The sequence below is a fragment of the Micromonospora sp. NPDC006766 genome, from assembly GCF_040636055.1.
Lineage (GTDB): Bacteria > Actinomycetota > Actinomycetes > Mycobacteriales > Micromonosporaceae > Micromonospora.
On sequence record NZ_JBEYIX010000065.1, the window covers coordinates 1 to 20,122 of the forward strand.

General features: G+C 67.7%; 17 protein-coding genes and 2 pseudogenes. 6 read left to right on the plus strand and 13 right to left on the minus strand.

From position 1 onward, the window contains the following. Nucleotides 1–92: 92 nt before the first annotated feature. The 9 genes from ABZ671_RS29460 to ABZ671_RS29500 all read right to left on the minus strand — a co-directional run bounded on the left by ABZ671_RS29460 (nt 93) and on the right by ABZ671_RS29500 (nt 9,307). On the minus strand, nt 93–368 hold the full coding sequence (locus ABZ671_RS29460) for a family 1 glycosylhydrolase (protein ID WP_357864256.1): 276 nt from the start codon (nt 366–368) through the stop codon (nt 93–95). Nucleotides 369–465: 97 nt separating this feature from the next. Next, a complete protein-coding gene (locus ABZ671_RS29465; RefSeq protein ID WP_357864258.1) occupies nt 466–1,002 on the minus strand; it encodes a hypothetical protein in 537 nt (178 codons plus the stop codon). Nucleotides 1,003–1,461: 459 nt separating this feature from the next. Next, on the minus strand, nt 1,462–2,127 hold the full coding sequence (locus ABZ671_RS29470) for a VWA domain-containing protein (RefSeq protein WP_357864260.1): 666 nt from the start codon (nt 2,125–2,127) through the stop codon (nt 1,462–1,464). A gap of 20 nt (nt 2,128–2,147) precedes the next feature. Next, the gene (locus ABZ671_RS29475) at nt 2,148–3,452 is read right to left on the minus strand and encodes a hypothetical protein (protein ID WP_357864262.1); all 1,305 of its coding nucleotides are present in this window, start codon (nt 3,450–3,452) and stop codon (nt 2,148–2,150) included. Continuing rightward, nucleotides 3,449–4,516 carry a protein phosphatase 2C domain-containing protein gene (locus ABZ671_RS29480; RefSeq protein WP_357864264.1) on the minus strand — a complete coding sequence of 356 codons (1,068 nt, stop codon included), beginning with the start codon at nt 4,514–4,516 and terminating at the stop codon, nt 3,449–3,451. The genes ABZ671_RS29475 and ABZ671_RS29480 overlap by 4 nt, the downstream gene beginning before the upstream one ends. Before the next feature lie 253 nt (nt 4,517–4,769). Continuing rightward, nucleotides 4,770–5,879 (minus strand): hypothetical protein, encoded by a 1,110-nt coding sequence (locus ABZ671_RS29485; protein WP_357864266.1) that lies wholly within the window; start codon nt 5,877–5,879, stop codon nt 4,770–4,772. Nucleotides 5,880–5,896: 17 nt separating this feature from the next. Further along, nucleotides 5,897–8,053: a hypothetical protein gene (locus ABZ671_RS29490; protein WP_357864268.1), complete on the minus strand. Its 2,157-nt coding sequence runs from the start codon at nt 8,051–8,053 to the stop codon at nt 5,897–5,899. Continuing rightward, nucleotides 8,050–8,682 carry a toll/interleukin-1 receptor domain-containing protein gene (locus ABZ671_RS29495; RefSeq protein WP_357864269.1) on the minus strand — a complete coding sequence of 211 codons (633 nt, stop codon included), beginning with the start codon at nt 8,680–8,682 and terminating at the stop codon, nt 8,050–8,052. The genes ABZ671_RS29490 and ABZ671_RS29495 overlap by 4 nt, the downstream gene beginning before the upstream one ends. Nucleotides 8,683–8,917: 235 nt before the next feature. After that, on the minus strand, nt 8,918–9,307 hold the full coding sequence (locus ABZ671_RS29500) for a hypothetical protein (protein ID WP_357864271.1): 390 nt from the start codon (nt 9,305–9,307) through the stop codon (nt 8,918–8,920). A gap of 51 nt (nt 9,308–9,358) precedes the next feature. Here ABZ671_RS29500 and ABZ671_RS29505 point away from each other — a divergent pair, with 51 nt between their 5' ends. Together ABZ671_RS29505 and ABZ671_RS29510 are read left to right on the plus strand one after the other, a co-directional pair. After that, the gene (locus tag ABZ671_RS29505) at nt 9,359–10,597 is read left to right on the plus strand and encodes a helix-turn-helix transcriptional regulator (protein WP_357864273.1); all 1,239 of its coding nucleotides are present in this window, start codon (nt 9,359–9,361) and stop codon (nt 10,595–10,597) included. Nucleotides 10,598–10,665: 68 nt separating this feature from the next. Continuing rightward, nucleotides 10,666–11,213 (plus strand): annotated as a pseudogene (locus ABZ671_RS29510) (hypothetical protein); the annotation flags it as partial. 298 nt (nt 11,214–11,511) lie between these two features. Here ABZ671_RS29510 and ABZ671_RS29515 read toward each other — a convergent pair. From ABZ671_RS29515 to ABZ671_RS29530, 4 genes and pseudogenes are all read right to left on the minus strand, one after another. Next, nucleotides 11,512–12,324 (minus strand): annotated as a pseudogene (locus ABZ671_RS29515) (transposase family protein). A 591-nt stretch (nt 12,325–12,915) separates the two neighbouring features. Continuing rightward, the gene (locus ABZ671_RS29520) at nt 12,916–13,533 is read right to left on the minus strand and encodes a hypothetical protein (RefSeq protein WP_357864275.1); all 618 of its coding nucleotides are present in this window, start codon (nt 13,531–13,533) and stop codon (nt 12,916–12,918) included. After that, nucleotides 13,530–14,408 (minus strand): nucleotidyltransferase, encoded by an 879-nt coding sequence (locus ABZ671_RS29525; RefSeq protein ID WP_357864277.1) that lies wholly within the window; start codon nt 14,406–14,408, stop codon nt 13,530–13,532. Before ABZ671_RS29525 ends, ABZ671_RS29520 begins: the two co-directional genes overlap by 4 nt. A gap of 792 nt (nt 14,409–15,200) precedes the next feature. Continuing rightward, nucleotides 15,201–15,668 (minus strand): hypothetical protein, encoded by a 468-nt coding sequence (locus ABZ671_RS29530; protein ID WP_357864278.1) that lies wholly within the window; start codon nt 15,666–15,668, stop codon nt 15,201–15,203. 323 nt (nt 15,669–15,991) lie between these two features. On the opposite strand from ABZ671_RS29530, the gene ABZ671_RS29535 reads away from it, so the two are divergent. The 4 genes from ABZ671_RS29535 to ABZ671_RS29550 are packed head-to-tail and all read left to right on the plus strand — an operon-like array spanning nt 15,992 to nt 20,118. Next, complete coding sequence (locus ABZ671_RS29535; RefSeq protein ID WP_357864280.1) at nt 15,992–17,053, plus strand: hypothetical protein; 1,062 nt, start codon at nt 15,992–15,994, stop codon at nt 17,051–17,053. A gap of 2 nt (nt 17,054–17,055) precedes the next feature. After that, on the plus strand, nt 17,056–17,424 hold the full coding sequence (locus ABZ671_RS29540; RefSeq protein WP_357864282.1) for a hypothetical protein: 369 nt from the start codon (nt 17,056–17,058) through the stop codon (nt 17,422–17,424). Nucleotides 17,425–17,436: 12 nt separating this feature from the next. Then, entirely contained in the window at nt 17,437–18,129 is a 693-nt protein-coding gene (locus ABZ671_RS29545; RefSeq protein ID WP_357864284.1) for a hypothetical protein, read from the plus strand. A 3-nt stretch (nt 18,130–18,132) separates the two neighbouring features. Next, nucleotides 18,133–20,118 (plus strand): hypothetical protein, encoded by a 1,986-nt coding sequence (locus ABZ671_RS29550; RefSeq protein ID WP_357864286.1) that lies wholly within the window; start codon nt 18,133–18,135, stop codon nt 20,116–20,118. Nucleotides 20,119–20,122 lie beyond the last annotated feature (4 nt).

The following is a 20,122-nucleotide window of genomic DNA, read 5'->3' on the forward strand; positions in this document are numbered from 1 at the left end:
AAGATCGTGGCCGCCGCACTCATCCTGCTCCACACCGAACACGACCGCACCACATGATCACCTTCGGTGATCAGAACGTTGCGCTGAATGCCTCAGTGCTCTAACGCCTCGGTGGAGAAGCTGCCCTCCTGCGGCTCAATTCTGGCCCACTCCAGGGAGAACCGGAAGGCGTCAAGCCCCATGGCCTGGACCAGGTCGAGGTCCTCCCGCCACAACTCGCAGCTGTTACAGGCACGGCCGGAGCGCTCGGTGAAGACGGTCGGCCGAACATTCTCCAAAAACCAGGTGTCGCTGCTGGTGTTGTCCCCCTCGGTCTGGTGACCGGAGGTAGCGACACCAAAAAGGAAACCGTCGGGGAAGCGCCTCATCCGGCAAGCCTAGTACTCCAGCCGCACTCCCGCTGGCCGCGTTTACGCAGCTAGGATCACAGATACGGCTCAAATGTCCTCAATGGACTGCCAGCGGTTACGAGACATCGCGCAAGGCGCTGGCGTGCGGGCTCAGGATCATCCGAGGGCCGGTGACATCGAAGTGCAGCCGGTACCGATCCAGATGATCGGCGCCGATGAGCCCGTCGTGGATGATGTCCTGGAACTGGACGCGCGGCTGCGCCTGAGCGGCCTGCGGTGCTGCGGCCAGGTAGACCTCGCCCTGGGCGGTCGCCCACCGCCGGGTCCAGTGGTGGTCCGTCTCGTCGACGCCCGTCTTGGTGGTGACGCCGTCGTCGACGCCGACGCCGCAGTCGGCTAGGAAACGCGTGTCCAGGATGAGGTTGTTGGATCCCGTCTCGACTTCCACCACGACCTCGCGGCCGCTCGGCAGGACGAGCGTGGTGAACGGGTCCACCGAGGGACCGTGCCGCCGGATGTCAAGGGGAACTTCGACGCCCTTCTCGTCGAAGCCTCGGTCGACGTCCCGACAGCCGAAATCGACAAAGCCGTTCGCAAGACCTATGCCCGCACCAACCGGCCCACGCCCGAGGTGCGAATCGTGCGCATCCATGCCAGCCGCCCCGCCACATCACGCAGCCAGGGATCAGCGCTGGGCGAGCAGGACCCTCCCAGACCAGCCGGTTCTGGGTGTCCGGCCACTGGCGCAACCAGCCATACGGACCGGGTAGAGCGTTGCGTCGCCCCGTCTACATCAACCCCTTCCCAGAGGCCCCGACGACGCCCCGATCACACTCAGCGCCACCGTGCGCATGCTCAGCAGTCACAAGCGGAAGCCGGATTCCCAGAACTGAAGCAATGCCAGGCGGTGGCGGGGAGATTTCCCCGCCACCGCCTGGTCGCCGTGCTCCAAGAGGTCATCGACCCGACCCCGGGGCCGCATTCGTTTTGACCGGCCGCCAGCCCACGCGCTCGACGATGTCGAACATCTCGGCAAGCCATAGGCCAACACCATGCTGGATCAAACGAATGATCATGAAACAAGTTTCAAGATCCGGGGCTGTAGTACTCGTCAGTCGACATACTCGATCGGTACCCGGGTGTAGCCGTCGACCTGGTCCGGAATGCGCAGCTCCTGGGAGTTGGCCGAGGTGACCAACGTGTTCAGGAGGCTGGTGAGCATGCTGACGATGGCCTCCTTCTCGTTGTCGACCTCGGTCGCCAGGTAGGCCGCCTTGGTCGCGATCTTGCCGAGAACCGCGGCGTTCGCGTTGCCGAAGCCGTACGAGATGATGTGCGGCCGGCGTCGGAAACCCTTGTCGGTGAGGGCGCTGAAGTCGCCGGCCCAGTTCTTGTCCATCGGCGCGCCATCGGTGAGGATGAAGACCGCCGGGCGCAGCACCGCGCGACCGAGGTTGCGCAGGTCATCGATGTCGGCATCAATGCGCTGCTTGACGACCTGGAACATCCTGCCGTAATTGGTGCTCCCACCGCACCTGATCATTGGCAGTTGAGAGACCTGGTCGATGTCGGCCATCGCGAGCACAACGTGGGTGTCGGTGTTGAAGGTGACGATTGAGATGTGGGCGAACTCGGATACGCGAGGGCTGTTGCCCAGAACGTCGAAGACGTGGTCGACGGTGTCGTTCAGGAGCTGCTCCTGCGGCTTCATCGAGCTCGACGTGTCAACGACGAGGTACGTGGGTAGAACCTTCGACTTGACCATGGGTTCGGTCACGGACCGTGTCCTTTCGGATGTCAGAAAATGAAGTAGCTGCAGGCGATCAGCACGCAGGCGACGAATGCGACGGCGAACACGCCACCGATCACGGCGGGGTAGTCCGGGGTGGGCGTGGACAAGGTGGTCGGGGGAGTGCGCACCGGCGTCCGCGTCCGCGGTGGCGGTGGCGGCGGCAGCCGGAGGGCCGGTGGTACGGGTGCCGGTTCCGATCGAGCGCCGGGCCGGGGTGGCACCACCGCACGTCCGCCGAAGAGCCCGCCGTTCGCCGGGGGTGGATGCGTCGGCCGTCCGCCGTTGAAGTCGCGTCGGGGCCGCCATCCCGGTGCCGTCGGCGGCGAGGTGGCTGTCGTGGGGGTGTTCGGACGGCTGGGGGCGACATGACCGCTCCGGCCGTTCCGCGGGCGCCAGCCGTCCACCCCGGTCTCGTCGATGGGTTTGGTCTGCGGCACCGGCACCGGCACTCCGAGGACCTTGGCCAGTTGGGTGAGTGTGGGCCGGGCCGTCCGGTCGCCGGAGCCGGAAAGCATGGCCAACAGCGTCTGCGGGACGGGCCCGGCCATCCGAGCCAGCGCCGCCTTCACATCCGGCTGGCTGCGCCGGACGGTGATGATGCGCCCGACGAGCAGCGCAAGGCGATACCGGTCGGTGCAGTTGTCGACCGGCTGTGGGTTGGGCGTGAGCGGATCCTCAAAATCCGAGGTGAATACGTGCGGCCGAGGTCCGTAGGAGGATCCGTCGATGTCGAAGATGTAGACCGTGTGCTCATGCGGCTGCCAGAAGGCGTTCGCATAGGACCAGTCGGCGTAGACCAGCCCGCACTGTTCGAAGAAGCAGGCCACGCGGACCAGGCTCCGGCAGAGTGCGTCCCGGTCGGCCGCTGATTGACGGGGGATCTGGCGCTGTTCCAGCCAGTCGTCGTCCTTGGCCAGATAGTCGATCGGGAGCGGGCTGTGCCGCACAGTGGGGTTGGTGTACGACCTCGGCAGCCAGGTCACGGACATGCTCGGCGGCGCCTCCGGCATCATCACGCCGACGGTCCGCTGATGTTCGGTGATCCGGCTGGCCGGCCAGGAAGTGCTGGCGGTGAGGAAAGCCGCTTCGGACGGATCAGGCAGGACATGCGGCTGCTGAATGAGGCGGTCCAGAACTCTGGGGTCGACCTTCCTGGACACCTCGGCGTTGTACTTCTTGAAGAGGTAGCCGGGGAAGTTGGGCGTACGCCAGACGCCGAGGCTCTCCCCGGCGGGCTTGAAGTCCGGGGTGTCGGACAGGGCGCCGACCTGGCTCACCTCCAGGACGGGCGGAATCGTCACGTAGCTCATCGCAGTGCGGCCTTACCTGGGCTCTGCCGCCCGGCCCAAACCACCACGGCGGTCCGGTCGTCCAGCTGCTGCCGCGCGTCGAAGTCCACGTCGAGTAGGAAGGACGCGAGCGGCGGCGGCCTGCGCCAGCGCTCGGCGAACCAACCGGCCGCGCCGGGCACCTCGGAGAAAGCGTCGGCGACACCGTCCGACAGCACCGCGACGGTGTCGCCGTCGCCGAGGGCGAACGTCAACCCGGCGGCGGCGTCCGGCGTGTGCGGCAGAAAGGTGGACAGAGTGTTGCCGTTGTAGCTGTCCTTGGCCCTGCCGGTCAGGCACTTCCAGCCGCTGTCGTCACGTTGCCAGAGGTGGGTGTCCGCGATCTGGCCGACCCAGCCCCTCGGCCGCTGGCCGCCCCGCCGGTACGCCGGCAGCACGGCGACGGCCAGCGTCGTGCGTACGTCGTTCGGGTCCAGACCTCGGTCCTTGGCCTGCTGGACCAGCGCGGCCGAGACCGCGCGGAACAGCTCGGCCGCGTTGAGGCTTTCCAGCGGCCGCCGCTCGTCGAGATGGCGTCGTACCAGCGCGACCGCCGTGCCGACCGCAGTGGCGGCGCCGAGCTCGGATCGGGCGCTGTCGGACATGCCGTCGGCCACCGCCACGACCAGGAATTCGCCGTTGCGGTCGCGGGCCACGCGGTAGGCGTCCTGGCGCGGCTTGACCGGTTCCTCGCATCGGTGACCGGAGCCGATCACCGACGCGGCGCGCACCTCGAGGTTGCCCAGGACCGCCTGGTCAGCGGCGACGCCGGATGGAGAGGCGCTCTCGGCGGGCAGCAGCCACGGCATCCCAGCGGCCTTGGAGCCGGGCAGAAAGCGCGGCGACATCGCGGTTTCCGGTGCCAGGACGTGCTCTACGGGCACCGCCGGAGCGGCGCGTGGCGGTGGTGCGGTGGCCACCGGGGTGCCGGTCCGGATCGACTCCACCGGATCGGCGGACGGTCGCGGCTGGTCGGACGGCCCGGGCGGCGGTTCGAAGATGCGGCCGTTGTCGGGACCCGCGTCGCTCCAAGCTGCCTGAGACACGGATTTCTCCGATCGGTGTGGATGATCGACGTCCTTTTCTCGCTGGTGATGGGGCGGACCTAGCGGGTGGTCGTACTGCGGCTCACTCCGTCTGGACCGGTCCTTGCGGCGGCCGGGCAGGTGAAGTCGTGACCTCTGGCGGTGCTGCGCCCGATTCTCGTCGTGGCGCTTCGATCGGAGGGACCCCACCGTGATCGAGACGAACACGCCAATGATTAGCCACATTATGTAAAGCGTGTAGGAAGGCCCCACGTCAGTTCGTTCCCGTCCCGCTCTGCGCCGACTTGCGAGGTCGCCAGCCGCTTATCCCGTCCGGATCAGGAGCCGGGGTTGCCGGTGGCAGCGCCGGCGCGGTGGGCGCACCGCCCGCGGGCTTGCGCGGCCGCGTCTGGGCAGGCGCAGGGGGCGCGCCGGCCGGCGGGGCCGCTGGCGGCACCGCCAAGGCGTTCGGTGGCGGCTCGGGGGCGCCGCCGACCATGTGCAGGGCGTTCTGCAGGACCTGGCGGCGGATCTGCTCTACGTCGGCCGCCTGGACGAGCCCGGCGTCCAGCATCTTGGTGAAGATCTCGTCCGAGCTCGCATATCGCGCCTGCCGCTGCTGCTCCAGCTCCAGCTGCCGGTTGTGCATCATCTGCATCACCTGCAGGGCGTCGTCGGGATGGTGGCGGAGGTGAAGTGCGATCAGCTGCAGCTCGCCCTGAACGCCTTGGGCCACCGCCTCCATTCGCTGCCGCTCCAGATCCTGCTCGTTGCGCAGCGAGTCGACGTTCAGCACGTGGCCGCGACGTGTCAGATCCTTCTGCCGTTCGATCTCTTCCTGCTGCTGCAGGTATTGACGGGCGGCGGCGTCGAGGGTGACGAACGCGGTGACGCCATGGATGGTGATGCCGTACTTGGCGATCACCACGGGACCGCCGAGGTGGAGGTCGTTGATCTCACGTTCGACCCGCTCGCAATCGGTGATCAGATATCGCCGGCTGATGCCGCGCAGCAGAGCCAGGACCCGGCGGGAGACGACCGGCACGCCGTCCCGTACGCCCTCCCGGACCACCACATCCGGGCTGGTCGCCTGCCAGTTGACGGTCACGTCGGCGACGAAGGCGAACCGGTCGTCGCGGGTGGGCAGGTCATGCCCGCTGATCGTGATGCGGGTGTCGTGGAGGGTGGTGTCCACCTCGTACACCTTGCGGTAGACGCCGCTCAGCGCCTCGGTGAAGGTCAGCCGGTGATCCAGCTTCTCGACCGTCCCGTCGGCACGGGAGTACACGACCGTCACGCCGGCCCGTACCGGCGGCGCGAAGAACTGCATCCGGTTGACCGGCTGCTCAGTCAGAATCAGGGATTGGGCTGGGTGCAGATTCATCGATGCCTACTCCAGAATCAGATGAGAACGGCAAGCACGGCCTGCGCGGTCTGCGGCGCCTGAGCGGTGCCCGGTTTCGACATCCAGCCGCGGACCATGTGCCGGACGAGCTTCTCGGTGCGCTCACTGCCGGCGCAGACGCTCGCCAGCATCAGCGCCAACGCCTGGCGCGCCTGCTCGTCCGGCTCGACGCGTTCGGCCCAGGAGCCCGCGATGTCCTGTGCGAAGCGGTGAAACATTGCGCCGTTCAGGGTGAAGTCCCACGCTGCTGCTACGGCGTGCGAGAGCCCGCGGTCGGTACGGGCGAGTTGCAACAACAGCGGCCAGCGAACGGGCCCGGCATCCGCCGCCCCGACCAGGTCGGCCGCCAGGGTGAGAAAGGCGATCTCGCCGGTGGCGCTCTGCCCCTGATGCTGGCTGCGCATCCATTTCACCGACAAGTCGGTGGCGGGAAGCGCCTGGCGATGGTCGGCCTCGGTCAGCTCGGCGAGGCTGTAGCTGATCGCGAAAGCGACATCCGCGTACTCGGTGCGCGACAGCCGGTCGAGCTCGCGGAACGCCCGGTCCGGCATGGCGGATCCGAGCGCCGACCCGTACACCCGCGCAGCGGTCGCGTTCAGCTGCCATGAGCGGCTCGTGATCCACTCGCCGACCAGGGTCAGCGCCTGCTGCTGCAGCTTGTGGGAGCGGCCGGCAGCCCGCAGCGCGAAGGCGGCCATCTCCCGTTTGCTGTCTTTGGAGTCGTTCGCCCATGGTCGCAGCACGATCTTGCTGATGTAGTCGAACGCGGTGGTGGAGATCAGCCCGATCGCCGCGGCCGCCCGCACCCGCACCGCGTCGACCGGATGGTTGGCCAGGTCGCCCAGCCAGCCGAGCAGATCTCGGCGCAGGCCGTCGTACTCACGCCACACCAGCTCGATGACGGCCCGCGGGTATGCCGGATCGAGGTACCGGATGATCTCGGCGGGTACCCGACCGAATCTGGTGGTGATCTCGGACCGCACCACCTCGGCCCGGATCTGACGGACCCGATGGGTACGTCCGGTGGCGAACGGGTCGACCGCAGCTGCCGTCGGCGCGGGTGTCGAAGCTGTCGGGCGGGTGAGCCGGCGTTCCAACGACTCGGCCGGTTCCACCACGCTCTGGTACGGCAGCCCGTCGAGCAGCGCGACCGCGATCGCCAGGTACTTCAGCGAGGGTGTGGCCAGCCCGTCGAACCAGCTCTCCACCTCACCGGCCACCGATGACTTCATCCGGGACCGGAGCAGACCCAGCTCCAGCTGTCCGCGGGCCATCAACTCCTCGACGTGCACCGCGAATTGAGCGGCCCGGTCACGTGCGGAGTCGGACGTGACGGTGTCGTCGAAGACGGCGCAGAAATCCGGCCGGCTCAGCAGATTGTCCGCGCGGGCATCGCCGAGCCGATACCGCAGGTGGCTTTCCATGATAGAGCGGTGGCTCGGCGGTTGATCGATCCTGATCACGAAGCTCTGCAGGCCGGGATCGGAGAGAGTCAGGCCGGCGGCCATGGTGATAATCAGCTTCGCACCGAGCGCGCCGAGCTTGGCGTCGAGATCGTTCAGGGCCAGGGTGGTGAGCGCGCGCGCCCTGGTGTCGTCGATCTCCTCGATCAGGTAGCCGCCAGCCTTGATCATTGTCGTGGCCACGTCGCCGATCGGCACGTCCGGCGCGAAGCTGAAGATCTCGGTCTGGTGATTGTCGAGCAGGAGCCGCTGGGCGGTGGCGCTGCGGCCGGTGCCCCGAGCCGCCTGCAGGATCACCACGCTGCGGGTCCGGCTGCGGCCGAGCAACGCCGCATACGCGGTATCGGCCACAAAGGCCTCGCGTAGCAGCCGGGTCTGCGCCGGGTCGATGCTGTAGAGAGTGGTGGATCGGCCGCCCGGCGACGTGACGTGGTAGACGTACTGGTTGCCGGAAACGCTTTGCACCGATGCAGCGCTGCCGAAGAACGTCCCGCCGGAGGCGAACACGACCTCGGCCTCGCGGCGCAAGCTGTTGGTCTCGGCGGCCTGTCCGGGCTGTTGCGCGTTGGCCGCGACGTCGGTGCCGGCCTGCCTGATCCCGCGTGGCTTTTCGGCCCAGTCAGGTGACGACGGAACTTGGGCGGGGACTGGGAGTGGGGCAGGCGGTGGGCCGGCCGGGTCGGTGCTCACGGCGTACCGCCGTAGACGTTCTTGTCCCCGCTCACGACGTCGGCATTTCCGTGCAGGTCCTTGATGTAGGTGCCGCCGCGCTCGAAATAGACGCCGTCCGACCCGAAGTTGCCCCGCGCCGTCGACGGTGCAGCCTGGTCAGGCATCCCTTGCGTCGTGCCCTTGATCGGGCGGACCCATTTGGACAGTTCGTTGATGATCGCGGGCAGGTCGATCTCGGACTCACGCTGCCGCAGGCGCATGGTTTGCCGGGTGGTCAGGCCGCGCACCGTCACCGGCAGGTCGTCGACCCGGGGAAGCTTCGCGCCGTCGAGCAGCACCGGGATGACTCGAATCCCGGCGAGCAGCGCGGCTTCGATCTCCCGGCGCACGTAGTCGTCCGGGTGGTCGATCCGCCGTCGCGAGCTCGCGTCCGTCAGTGTCAACCAGCGCTTGCCGATCAACACGAGCAGCACCCTGCTGCCCATGAGCGCCGACCAGAGTCGTGGCGGGAAGTCGCTGCCCGCTTCGATCGACCGGCTGTCCTTGAATACGTTCTCGTCGCCGAAGACAGTACGCAGATGGTTGTCGAGAAGAGGAGCCGCATAACTGTCGTCGTCCGACCGGTAATTGATAAAAATCTCGGACAAGGAAAGCCGCCTCCGATAGCCCGGAACAGGGCACAACCATGTCACCGGATCAGACGGTGGGCAATCCGTTGCCTGGTGCCAGTAGTTGCCGTTTCGGGCAAGGCGGCAACCGCACCCATGCCGAAGTCGTGATCCTCGGATGATCGGGGTGCGAAGAATGGCTGGACGGCCACACCGCTGTCGTGGGCGCGGATTAGACGTACGGGGCCGGGCCGGCGCGGTAGGGAGACCGCGGTTACTTGAGCAGCAAATGAAGGCCCACGCCGACAGCCACCACAAGGGACATGCCATAGAGGATCACCAGGACCGGGCTGCGCAACCCTCGGATGATCTGGCCCGCCGTGGGACGACCCACGGTTAGGCTCCAACCGTCCTGGTCGTCGCCGGCCGAACGTAGGTAGAGATCTCGGTACTTGCGCTCGAGGACCAGGTAGTAGGCGTCGAGGATCGCAAACGCGACAATGACGTAGAGCGCCAGACCGATGATGATGGGGGCGGCCGCGGTGGCGCCGTAGCCGAGCAGGGCGGCGGTCAGGGTCACGCACCACCCCTTGATGGTGGTGGACTGAGCGGCCAGTCGGGACACTACCGACTGGATCATCTGCAGGTGCGCCTCGCGTGTCATGATTGAATACTGTCAGGAGCGCACGATAGCGGGTAGACAGTTAGGTACGCCATGAACGCAACCGGGGAGTTCGGTCCTGAGCTGCGGCGACGCAGGTCGGAGCGGGGCATCTCGCTGCGTGATCTGGCAGTTCAGGTGCATTGCGACGCGGGCTATCTGAGCCGTGTGGAGCGTGGTTTGCGGCAGCCGTCGACGATCATCGCGCGCATGTGCGATCGAGCGGTCGCGGCCGACGGCGCCCTGCTGGCCCTGACGACGCAGCCCGTGCCGGTGGGGGCGGCGCACGCTCGTCCCGAACTGCCGGCGCCACGACCGGCGACGTTCCTGGTGCGATCGTTCGAACGCGCCGCTTCGGGTGCCACAGTGCTCACCGACGATCATCAGAACACCCTGAACGAGGCGCGGTCACTCTTTCAGGTGCTCCGGGCCCAGGGCCACGTCAGTGCGCCCAGCGCACTGTTGCCGGCGCTGGCAATTCAGTTCGGCTCGCTCCGCGCCGCCGCGGCGCAGGCCGGCGGCGCGGATAGGGACCGGCTGGTGTTGCTGGCCGCGCACTATGCCGAGTACGCCGGTTGGATGATCCAGGAGTGCGGCGACGACGCCGGCGCGCTCGCCATGACCGAGCTCGCCGCCGCCCTGGCGAAACAGGCTGGCGATGTGTCGTTTGTGTCATACACGCTGCTGAGACGCGCGGACGTGGCGCTGTACAACGATGACGGCGCGGCCGTGATCGCATTGGTCGAAGAGGCCTTGGCCGGGTCGGCGTCGCTCCGCGTCCAGGCTTTGGCGGCGCAGCGGGCGGCGCAGGGATGGGCGCTGCTCGGGCGCGCACCGCAGTGCCGGTCGGCCTTGGCCTGGGCGGCCGACGCGACTGCGGCAGCCGACGCCGAGTCGGTGCAGACAGGCATGGACATCGCCCTCGGGCCAGGCGGCGGCGGGCAGTTGATGGACGTCGTTCGGGGCTGGTGCTATCTGGACCTAGGCGTACCGGAGCAGGCGGTCGAGTCCCTCCACACCGGGCTGCGCCGCGCGCCCCGATCGGCCCGCCGGGCACGAGCCTTGTACGGCATACGTCTCGCGTTGGCCCACGCCGCCACCGGTGATCTGTGGCGGAGCTGCGAGGCCGGGACGGTCGCGCTGGACGAGGCGAGCAGGGTCGACTCGGCATCCGTCCGCCACCAGTTGCACATGCTGGCCACCGTGGTGCGGCGCTGGCCGGGCGTCGCGGACATCCGGGACTTCCGAATCCGCATCGACCACGAATTGCGGCCTTCGCGAATAAATTCGTGAAGCAACGCTGACCGCACGGTCTCGAGATGGGGATGATCCGCCAGCATCACCCGTCGGCCGATCGGGCGAGAGTGAACCGTGCGGCGCTCAAGGGGACCCGGCTGGTCCTCGGTCGGCCGCTGGTTGCCGTGGACACGACGACCGACGTGCTGCGCCTTGCCTGCCAGGTCTCCGGCGGGACGTCTCGCTCGTGACACCCGCGCGCTTTCGTGCCTTCCGGCGCCCGGAGCGGCGGATACTGCTGGTGACGCTCAACGAGGTCGTCGGCGCGAACCAGGACAATCTCGGTGACGTCGTGCGCTACGCGGAACGGTGGAAGCGGCTCGGGGAGCGCCTGCACCCGCACGAGTACAACCAGTGGCCGCACGCGCAGGAGGTGTTCGCGGTCGCTCGTGGCGAGCGCCGGGTCCGCAACCTCGCGGGCCGTGCGGAAGCGGCGATCCGCGCCGGATCCATCGGTCCGGTCGCAGCGGTGCTGTCGGCTGCGCCGGGCCTGCTCCTGTGATCTGCGGACCGGCTGCTGCGGCTGGCATCGGCGTCGGAGCGAACCGCTGTTGTCGAAGCAGCCACCGGGGCGCTTGGCTCGAAGTCGGGCCGAGTGCTCCTCTCGCTGCGGAGTCGTTCGACGAGGCCGCCGAGTCGATGTTCTGGGTACCAGACCCGCACCGATCGCTAGGCCCGACATCGATACACCGAACCCGGTGAACACCATCCACGAGCAGGCCATAGCCGGGTACGACCGCAAGGCGCGACGACGACCGGTCGGCCCGCTGGTCAGCCGTCTGACCCTCGCGCGTCGCCGATGATCTTCGTGCCGGGCTCCGCCCGGTAGGGCTCGGCGCCATCGGTGTCGCCGCGGAAAGCCAATGAGCCATTCCGCGTATCTTCTCGTGGCTGTGTGTAGCGTCCTGGTTTCAGGTGGTTCGCTGGTGATCGATGTGGAGGATGACCAGGGCCGCAGCGGCGATGTCGCCGATCTTCCATCGGCACAGGCTGATGTTTCGTAGGGGCTTGAAGGCGGTTTTGAGTAAGCTGTTGCCGCGTTCGCCGACGGCGCGTAGCCGGTTGTGGGCGCGGTTGAACTGTTGCTGGACGTTGGTGAGCTGCTTGCTCTTGGGTTTCTTGAACGCGACGACGATCGTGTCGGCTTCGCCTTCGTAGCCCAGGGCGCCAGGGTGCGTAGGTCGTGGCGGATGCCGTTGAGGGTGTCGAGCAGGTCGGGGTGGGTTCGTAGGCAGGTGGTGTCGGGTTCCCGGCCGGGCCGGACCGGGGAGGCCCACAACGGCCAGCCATCCGGGGCGGTGACCACCTGGATGTTCCCGCCGTGGTTGGCGTGCTTCTTCGACCACCACAGGTCCACACCCGCGGTGGGGCCCGGGGTGGACACCCGGTCGGTCTCGATCAGCGTCCCGTCGAGCAGCACGTAGTCGTAGCCGGCGGCTTTCGCGGCCAGTAGCGCGCCGTGCAGGCTCGGGCCTGGGCGGCGAGCACGGCGATGCCCTCATGCAGGTAGTCGTAGCCGGTCTTGCGGCTGATCTCGTTGTCGCAGGTCAGTTGGGTCATCCGGGTGCCGTCGAGCAGCCAGCGCAGCACGAGTATCGCCTGCTGGCGGCAGCTCAGCACGCGGGTTCCCCCGCGCGTGCCGCGCCGCTGCCGTTCAACAGGACGGACAGGAACGACACGGTCTCCTCGCGCACAGCGAGGGTGGCGGTGTAGGTGATACTCATAGCGGCGCGGAACTCCGGTGGCAGTGGTGTTCGTAGCGGAGTTCCGCGCCGCTATCTCTCCACCACGCCCACCCAGCCGGTTCCCGCCCCAAGACAGCTCATTCCGGACGGCACGCTACGCACTCAAGCCGTTGCGCGGAAGGGCTCAATGAGCTCTAAGCAGGCTTTGACAACTGCACGGACGCTGGTGGTAAAACGCAGCCGGCCGGTGTCCGTGCCATGCCACACGTCAACCAATCGCGCACTGCCTCTCGCTAGACGTGAACGCGCCGCAGGGTGAGGGTGCCCTGTGTGCCGCGCTGAGTCAAGTATCGGCCTGTTAGCTCACCGATCGTGCATTGATTAGCACGTCCGTGGTGCCGCCGTGATCGTTCAAGACCGGGTTCGCGACGCCAGGCCGCATCTGATTCTGATAGGTAGAAGTAATCCGACTGCGGAGGTGTGCGTCGGTGAAGATCCCGGCTGTGGTCGATCCCGACGTAGACGCTGTCGGAACGAGAATGTCGAGACGGATCGCGATCCGTGTCTAGGTCTGATCGATCCAGATGCGAGCCTGAAGGGGCGTCTGCTCGGCGGGCATCACCCGGCGCATCATGCGAAGTATGCGGCTGCCTCCGGGTAGTCGGCCGCCAGTTTGTGGTGGCGCTTGGTGAATTCGAGCTGTCCTTTGCTGTCGCGGTCGGTCCAATAGCGGCCGCTCAGGCGTGTGGCGGGGCTTCCGGAGACGTCGAGGACCGTTGAGCCGTGGTGCATTCTGCTGCGGTGTTCGGCGTGCATGTCTGGCCGGTTGAGGTAGAGGTACGCCAGCGTCCAGCCGCTGTCTACCGCGGAGACAGCGGCGAGGGTGGAGGTGGACCGTGACTCGTCGGTGAAGAGCTTGATGGTGACCAGGGTGGCGGTTTGGTGGATGACAAGGTAGACGGTCTTGGGTGGTGGTGATGCGCCCGTCGTGGGGTCGATCCAGAAGGATGTGAGGGTGCCTTGCCAGGTGCCACGTACGCAACGTGGTACGCCAGGGATGCGCTGGATGAGCTTGGTTCGCCAGAGCCAGAGATCCCAAAGGGCCAGGATCAGGGTGGCGGTCAGCACGGCTGCGGAGAAGAACCGCAGCCACCCGACATCGACTTTGCCGCTGGTGAGCCAGGTGCCTGTGGCGAGGACAATGATGACCACCGCGGCGACGACCCGGATGGTGATGTTGCGCTTCATGATGTCAGGCCGAGATAGTTCCAAGCGGCCTTGGCGAATGCCCTTCCGTCAGCCCGGCTCCATGGCTGATTGGCGTGGAATAGATACTTACATTCGTTGACTTCGCGCCAGCGCTGGGAGTCGTCTTCGGGTTCCGACCCTTCGAGGCCGTGGAAGATGTGGCTGATGACGCCGCGTACGGTTTTCGTCCAGGTCGATCTCAGGAAGATGTCGTCCGGGCAGTGGTATACGAGACATTCGACGAAGAAGGAAGGTATCTCTTTGTGCTTGCCGTCGAGAACCATGGCGTTCTCGACGCGTTTCATGATCCTCACGGCCTTCTTGTAGTATTGGCTGGTGCGGTTGTTCTTGTCTCTGCCGTTCTTGAGCTGCTGATCGGGGTAGTTGATCAGGCTGGTTCCGTCTTTCCTGAATACTTTGGCGCCGTCGCGGTGGTTGCCGTTGGCGAAGTATCGACGGTAGTTAAAGCAGGGAACCACGTCGGCATCTACGCGGGCGCTGCCGGAGTGAATGCGGAAGGCGACCGAGCCGGACGTATCGACCTGGCCCGGGAACTTGGCCAGCAGTGCACGCTCCAGCTCGGAGCGCAGTTTCGCTGGCGTCCAGATCCCCCGATATGGGGAAGGGATGTGGATGCCAGGTGACGCTTCGTCCCAGTACGTGACGTCGCGGCATTGCACTGCAATGTCGACGTCGCTGTCGGTCTTGACGTTCGTGTTGTTGGCGTATGAACCCTTGGGATAGATCCGAAGGTCGCAGGAGTCGAAAGCCGCGTGCCCTTTGACCGCCTCACGGATCATTCGCTCAGTTCGATCTTGCTTGTCCTGTTCCGTCGAGCTCGACGGTCCCGTCCAGCTAGCCAGCTTCTCTTCCAACCGCACTCCAGCAGCTCCTGCCTCCGGATCTTGCTGCCCAGCTGAGCAAGCCAAGTCAGAGTAATCGGGGGCTACGACAGAAACGAACTCACCGCTCGTCCTCGACACACCGCGAAGTCTTCGGCGATGACGCGGTAGTCCCCACAGTTGCTCCCCTTTGGTCGGATGACGGTCAACAGGCGCTGGCTCGACGACATGCCTGAGGACTATCGCGGGTTCTATCTCGGCCAGCCGGACCGGCAGCGCCCGCCTGGCAACGTGGATCCTGGCCGGTCTCTAGTGATCGGTGACCTCGGACCCGACCAGCCATCTGCGTTGGACTACAGACCTTGCATGGCCACCCCATCGGTGAACTACCTCAGCACAACGGCGGACTGGATCGAGGTTGCGCCCCAACATTGAGACGCTGATCGAACGCCTCGGGGTCTGACTGTGCCGAGGGGACCCGCGCGCTTTTCTGCCGCTGACCGAGCGGTCCGGTAGCCAGGCGTCATGAGCAGCCGCCGGCTTCAGGAGAGCATGCCAGCGCCCCGCATGTTGGGCTGGCGAATACAGCAGGTGACGAATACCGCGCACCGCCAGGCGCTCGGCCGGACATATCCGTGTACGACCTGCCGCTGCTGCTCGGTGAGGACGAGAGCTACTTCGGTGAGGCGTGAGGGTAAACAGTTGTCGGTCCCGTGTGCCACGATCGGCCGCTGCGAGCAGACCACGACGTTCCTGAAGCTAGCGAGGCTGGACGCAGGCCGCGGCCGAGGTCGCCGGCTGCGAGGGCTCCAAGCAGGTGTGGGCCTATTGCCTTGAGTTGTCTGGTTCCTGATCAGGGCCAGGTCGGTGGTTTGGCGTCTTGCTGTCGCCTCCTCGGGCGGTTTCCTCAACTCGTAGGAGGTTGTCGATGATCACGGCGATGCCGTCTTGGGCGGCGGGTGAGAGTTTGGTGATAGATCGCGCCATTACGCGGACGCGTCGGCTGTGTTCTTCGGGTTCGTCTTGGTCGCCGAGTAGGTAGCCGGCGGGCACGTCGAAGAACTGGGCGAGGGCGCGGAGCGTGGATGCTTTGGGGTTGATTCGGGGTGCGCGTAGCAGGTTGCGGATGCCTTCGGCGGTGATGCGGTGGCCGGCCTTGGTGAGTTCCCGGGCAACCTCGGCCTCTGTGTAGGGTGGCCGACCTTCGGTGCTGGCCTCGAAGAGGGTTCGGAGCCTCGTTTGGATCAGGTGTGAGGCTGCGGCCTCGGCCTGGTCGGCTGGTGTGTCCTTCATGGAGCCCCCCAACTCCAACCACAGTTGGCCACAACTAAAACTGCGGTTGACGCTCTTCTGTGACCTGTGCTTAGCTCTCCGTGTCGCTCCCGCAACTGCGGTTCGGTTGAGCCCGAACTGGAGTTGCTTGGAGCGTAGCGGATCGGGTCGCCGTGCGCGAGATGGCATCCCGGCACGCGGGCGGCGGCGTAGGAGGGGACGCGTCGTCGCTGTGGGGCCTGCTTCGTCTGGTCAGCGTCCAGGTCGTGACAGTAACGGGGGACCGGCCGTGTCGATGTCGACGTCGGTCTGTGCTGTGCGGCAAGCCTTACGGGGAGGCGGACGTGCAAGGTCCATCGGACGAGCAGCCCGAACAGTTCGCCGCCCGTGCGCCTTCGGGCGGGCGTGGCGGTGGGCAGGGGGAGCCGGCGGGCAGGGAGAGGGCCCTCCCGCCGGCTCCCACCCCCGAACAGATCGCGGCCCGGGCCCTGGCCTCGGTGCCTTCGGGGCCGCGCCTTGTCGGTGATGCGGCGGCGCGGGAGATCCCGCGAGAGTTCGGCGCCGGCAGGCGGGTGGAGACGCTGTGGTGGCGGGCGGCGTCGCTGCGGGCGGGCTGTCCGCTGGTATGCGTGTCCTCTGCGGACGGCGGCGTCGGGCGATCCGTGCTGACCGTCGGGCTGGGCGGGCTGCTGGCTCTTGCTGTTCCCGATCCGGTGGTGGCGGTCGACGCGACCTTGCGGGCGTGGGGTGGCCTGGAGCATCGGGTGGTTCGGCGCAGCTCGTCGACGGTGTGGGACGCAGTGGCCGCGGATGTCGGCTTGACGGAGAGCGGGGCCGCGGAGCGGCTGATGCAGGTAGGGCCGACGGGGCTGCGGGTGCTGGTGGGGGAGAACAAGTTGACCGCGCAGCGGCGCCCACCGACGTGGCCGGAGATGTTCGGCGTAATCGGCCATCTGCGGTCGGTCTATCGGTTGGCGCTGTTGGATCTGCCGACGGCCGACAGTACATCGACGTGGCGGGCGCTGGGCTGGTCGACGGTGCCGGTGCTGGTGTCGCGGGCGACGGTGGACGGGGTGCAGCACACGCTGCGGCTGCTGGCCCACATGCGCGGTGCGGGCCTGGCGCATGTGCCGGACCGGGCGGTGGTGGTGGTCATGGCGACCTCGCCGTCCGTGGCGCGTGAGGTGCGGGCGGTGGAGCAGTTGGCGCGGCAGGCTGCGGCGGAGCTGGTGCGGGTGCCGTATGACCCGGTTCTCGCACGGGCAGATCCGCTTGACCCTCGGGCGTTGAGTAAGGCCACTCGGTCGGCGTTGACCGAGGTCGCCGCAGCGGTGATTGACCGGTGTCCGGTCGAGCCAGCGGCTGTCCTTGGTCCGGGATCGTCGGCCTCGAACGGGGAGGACTAATCGTGTTGCATCAGCTTGCGGCGGCCTTGACCGTGCGAGCCCCGGCGATGGCGGCGCTGTTGGCGCCGACGCCGACGCCGACGCCCGAGCCGTCGGGTGAGGGTTTCGACTTCAGCCGGATAAGCCCGGACCCGTCGGCCGTGCCCCGGTCGGACCTGTTCTACAAGCTGGCCAACGCCGCGCTGTTTCTCGGGGTGATCTCGGCGGTGGCGGGGCTGGCGGCGGGGGCGATCGCGTTCGGGATCGGCCCGATCTTCGGCGCGCACATCATCAGTGATCGCGGGAAGTCGATGATGTGGAAGGCCGGCCTGGTGGCGATCGTCGTCGGGTCAGCCACATCGATCATCGCGTTCCTGCTCACCGAGATCTAGCAGGTGGCGGGCATGAGCAGAGCAGAGTTCAAGCCGACCACCGGCCGCCGGATGCCGATGGTGGCCGCGGTGCTGGTCGTGGTGGCGCTCGCCGGCGTGGCGGTGTTCGCCGCCGGGCGCGCGAGCACGCCGGAGCGGCAGGTGACCGCGCGGTATGTCGAGCGGGTACAGGCCGGGGTGCCGGTGGGTTTCCCGGGCACGCCTCGCGGCGGCGGAGACGCGGCGGCGGCGTACACGCAGACGCTGGCGTCTGCCGGTGGGCGGCCTGCGACGAGCCGGCAGGCGATGGTGGACCTGATCGCCGCCGAGGGATCCGCCGCGGCAGTGCAGCCCCTCGTCGGGCCCGCCGGGGACGGCGAGGCGATTTCGCAGACGGTCGTGGCGCGGGTCTGGGCGCCTGACGCGGACCTCGACGCGGTAGTGCCCGAGGACCGCGAGGTGTCGGTGCGGATGCTCGTCTGCACCTTGAGCGGCGCCACGACCAGCAGTCCTGCGGATCCGAGTGCCGGGCTGGCGGGCGGCTGGTACGTGCAGTCGGTGACGGTGCGCTGGTCGCAGGGACGCTGGCGACTGGTGACAGCGGAGCGTCCGGTGCCGGTGCCGCCGCCGGATCAGCGCGGCGCGCGCCGCGACGGCGGACCGCCGGACATGCAGCCCCTCGTCGATCTGCTCAGCGCGCAGTCCTGGGCGCCGGGGACGGTGTGACCGATGGCCGTGGTGCCCATGGTGCGCCGTCTGCTGCTGGCTGCGGCTGCGCTGACGACGGTCGGGCTGGCCGTACCGGTGCAAGCTGCGGCGGCACCGACGCCAGCGCCGTCGCCCTCGGTATGCCCGTCCCCGCCGGTTGATGCCCAGCCTGGTAGCGGCGCCGAGCCGCTGGCCCAGCCGCAGGTGAACTGGTGCCTGCCGTGGGTGCGGTGGCAGGAGAGCAAGGGCTGGACGACGGTGTGCAGCGCGGCGGTCAGCGCCGCCGATCAAGAGCACTGCGACGCGGTGGCGCTGACCGTGCAATCCCCGCCCCCGGACGGCACGCCGTCAGTGCTCGACGAACGACTGCCGGCCAGTGGTGAGGAGCCAGTGCGCTGCGAGCGTCTAGACGCTCGGGCAAAGCAGGACCAGGCCAACGCCGACCGGTGGACGGCGAAAGCAGACCGTTGCCGGGCGCTGCGGACATTGCTGGTGGCGTCCTCGTCGCTGAAGGCGTCGTCGGGGTGTGGGTCATGGGACGTGGCGTGTCATGTGGGCGCGCAGGTCAAGGAGGCGGCGCGCACGGGCTTCGAAGGCCTGGCGGACGTGGCGGTCGCCGGATTTTCGTGGGCGCTGAGCAAGCTGGCCGAGGTGGTGTTCACGCAGTCCTCCACCGTGGCCGACGAGCCGTTCTACGGCGTCTACAACGACATCAGCGGGGTGCTGATTGTCGTGGTGCTGGTGGTCTTCGTGCTCTCGACAGCGATCAACGGGCTACGGCTGAGTGGACCTGGGCCGTTGTCGAGCCTGGGCGGGCTGGTTCGGTCGATGTTCGGCATCGCGTTCGCCGGCGGGATCGCGTACCTGCTGATGGCGGCCTGGGACGAGGCGACGGTGGCGTTGATCGCCCGCAACCAGGATCGGGACTGGCAGCCGAGCATGTGGGTCGACGCGCTCAACACGCTGACCGTCGACACCGGAACGATTCTGCTGGCCTTCGTCGTCGCGGTTGTCGGCGTGATCGGGCTGGTGTTGGTGTTCGTGATGCTGCTGTTCCGGTCGTTGCTGGCCGCCGGGGCGGCGCTGTTCGGGGCGATGGCGATGACCGGTCAGGTCATGGCCGAAACCCGTACGTGGGGCCGGAAGTGGTTCTGGACTTGCAACGCGCTGGCCAGCAGCAAGTTCTTCATCGCCGCGCTCTGGATCTACGGCACCCGCACCACCTACGAAAGCGACAACGTCATCAACGTACTGCGGGGCCTGTTCATCATCGTGCTGATGGTCCTCGCGCCGTGGATCCTGCTGCGGTTGACAAGCATGTGGGACGGCTACCTCGCCGACGTCGACGCCCGCGGGTTCCTGACCTCGGCAGCCACGGCGGTCGGAATAGACGGCGCTTCGCGGCGCCTAGCGGAACCGTTGAGTGGCGGTGGCGACACGGACGCGTCATCGCTGATGCAGGGCAACGCCGAGGCCATCCCCACCAGCCCGACCAACCCTGACGGACCGACCGAAGCAGTCGACGGCCTATCCGACACAGTCGAGGCGCTGCACGGCCGGGGGGACAGTGACCAGTTCGGCGAGCCCGCCGGGCAGGCGGGCGGCGAGCAGGGCGGGGGCGAGAACGCCGCCGAGGCCGCCGGGGTGGAGCGCGACTCCCGCACAGCACAGGGCGATGTGACCCACGGCCAGCTCAGGCTGCCCGGCGACGCCACCGGCGAGCAGGGTGCGCTGCCGATGACCCCGCAGGCGGCGCGCGAACAAACAACCGCTTCCGCCGGAACCGATGCCCCGGATGCCGGCAGCCCATCGCCCGTAGGTGGCGGCGGCACGCCGGGCCCCGGCAGTAGTCCGGGGCCGCCGCAAGCCGAAGACACCGGTAGCGGGGGCGCGCCGCCGCCACACAGCGGCGCGGCTGCCGGCCGGGCGGGCGGGGCGGCGGCGGGTGGGCAGGGCGGCGCCGCTGCGGCCGGTGAAGCCGCCGAGATCGCGATCGTGGCGCTCTAGGCGA

Excerpts from the sequence above, each read along its gene's own strand:
- ABZ671_RS29520 (WP_357864275.1), bottom strand. The coding sequence starts at position 13,533 with ATGAAGCGCAACATCACCATCCGGGTCGTCGCCGCGGTGGTCATCATT.
- ABZ671_RS29545 (WP_357864284.1), top strand. The coding sequence starts at position 17,437 with ATGAGCAGAGCAGAGTTCAAGCCGACCACCGGCCGCCGGATGCCGATG.
- ABZ671_RS29460 (WP_357864256.1), bottom strand. The coding sequence starts at position 368 with ATGAGGCGCTTCCCCGACGGTTTCCTTTTTGGTGTCGCTACCTCCGGT.
- ABZ671_RS29550 (WP_357864286.1), top strand. The coding sequence starts at position 18,133 with ATGGCCGTGGTGCCCATGGTGCGCCGTCTGCTGCTGGCTGCGGCTGCG.
- ABZ671_RS29485 (WP_357864266.1), bottom strand. The coding sequence starts at position 5,879 with ATGAATCTGCACCCAGCCCAATCCCTGATTCTGACTGAGCAGCCGGTC.
- ABZ671_RS29530 (WP_357864278.1), bottom strand. The coding sequence starts at position 15,668 with ATGAAGGACACACCAGCCGACCAGGCCGAGGCCGCAGCCTCACACCTG.
- ABZ671_RS29465 (WP_357864258.1), bottom strand. The coding sequence starts at position 1,002 with ATGGATGCGCACGATTCGCACCTCGGGCGTGGGCCGGTTGGTGCGGGC.
- ABZ671_RS29500 (WP_357864271.1), bottom strand. The coding sequence starts at position 9,307 with ATGACACGCGAGGCGCACCTGCAGATGATCCAGTCGGTAGTGTCCCGA.
- ABZ671_RS29475 (WP_357864262.1), bottom strand. The coding sequence starts at position 3,452 with ATGAGCTACGTGACGATTCCGCCCGTCCTGGAGGTGAGCCAGGTCGGC.
- ABZ671_RS29505 (WP_357864273.1), top strand. The coding sequence starts at position 9,359 with ATGAACGCAACCGGGGAGTTCGGTCCTGAGCTGCGGCGACGCAGGTCG.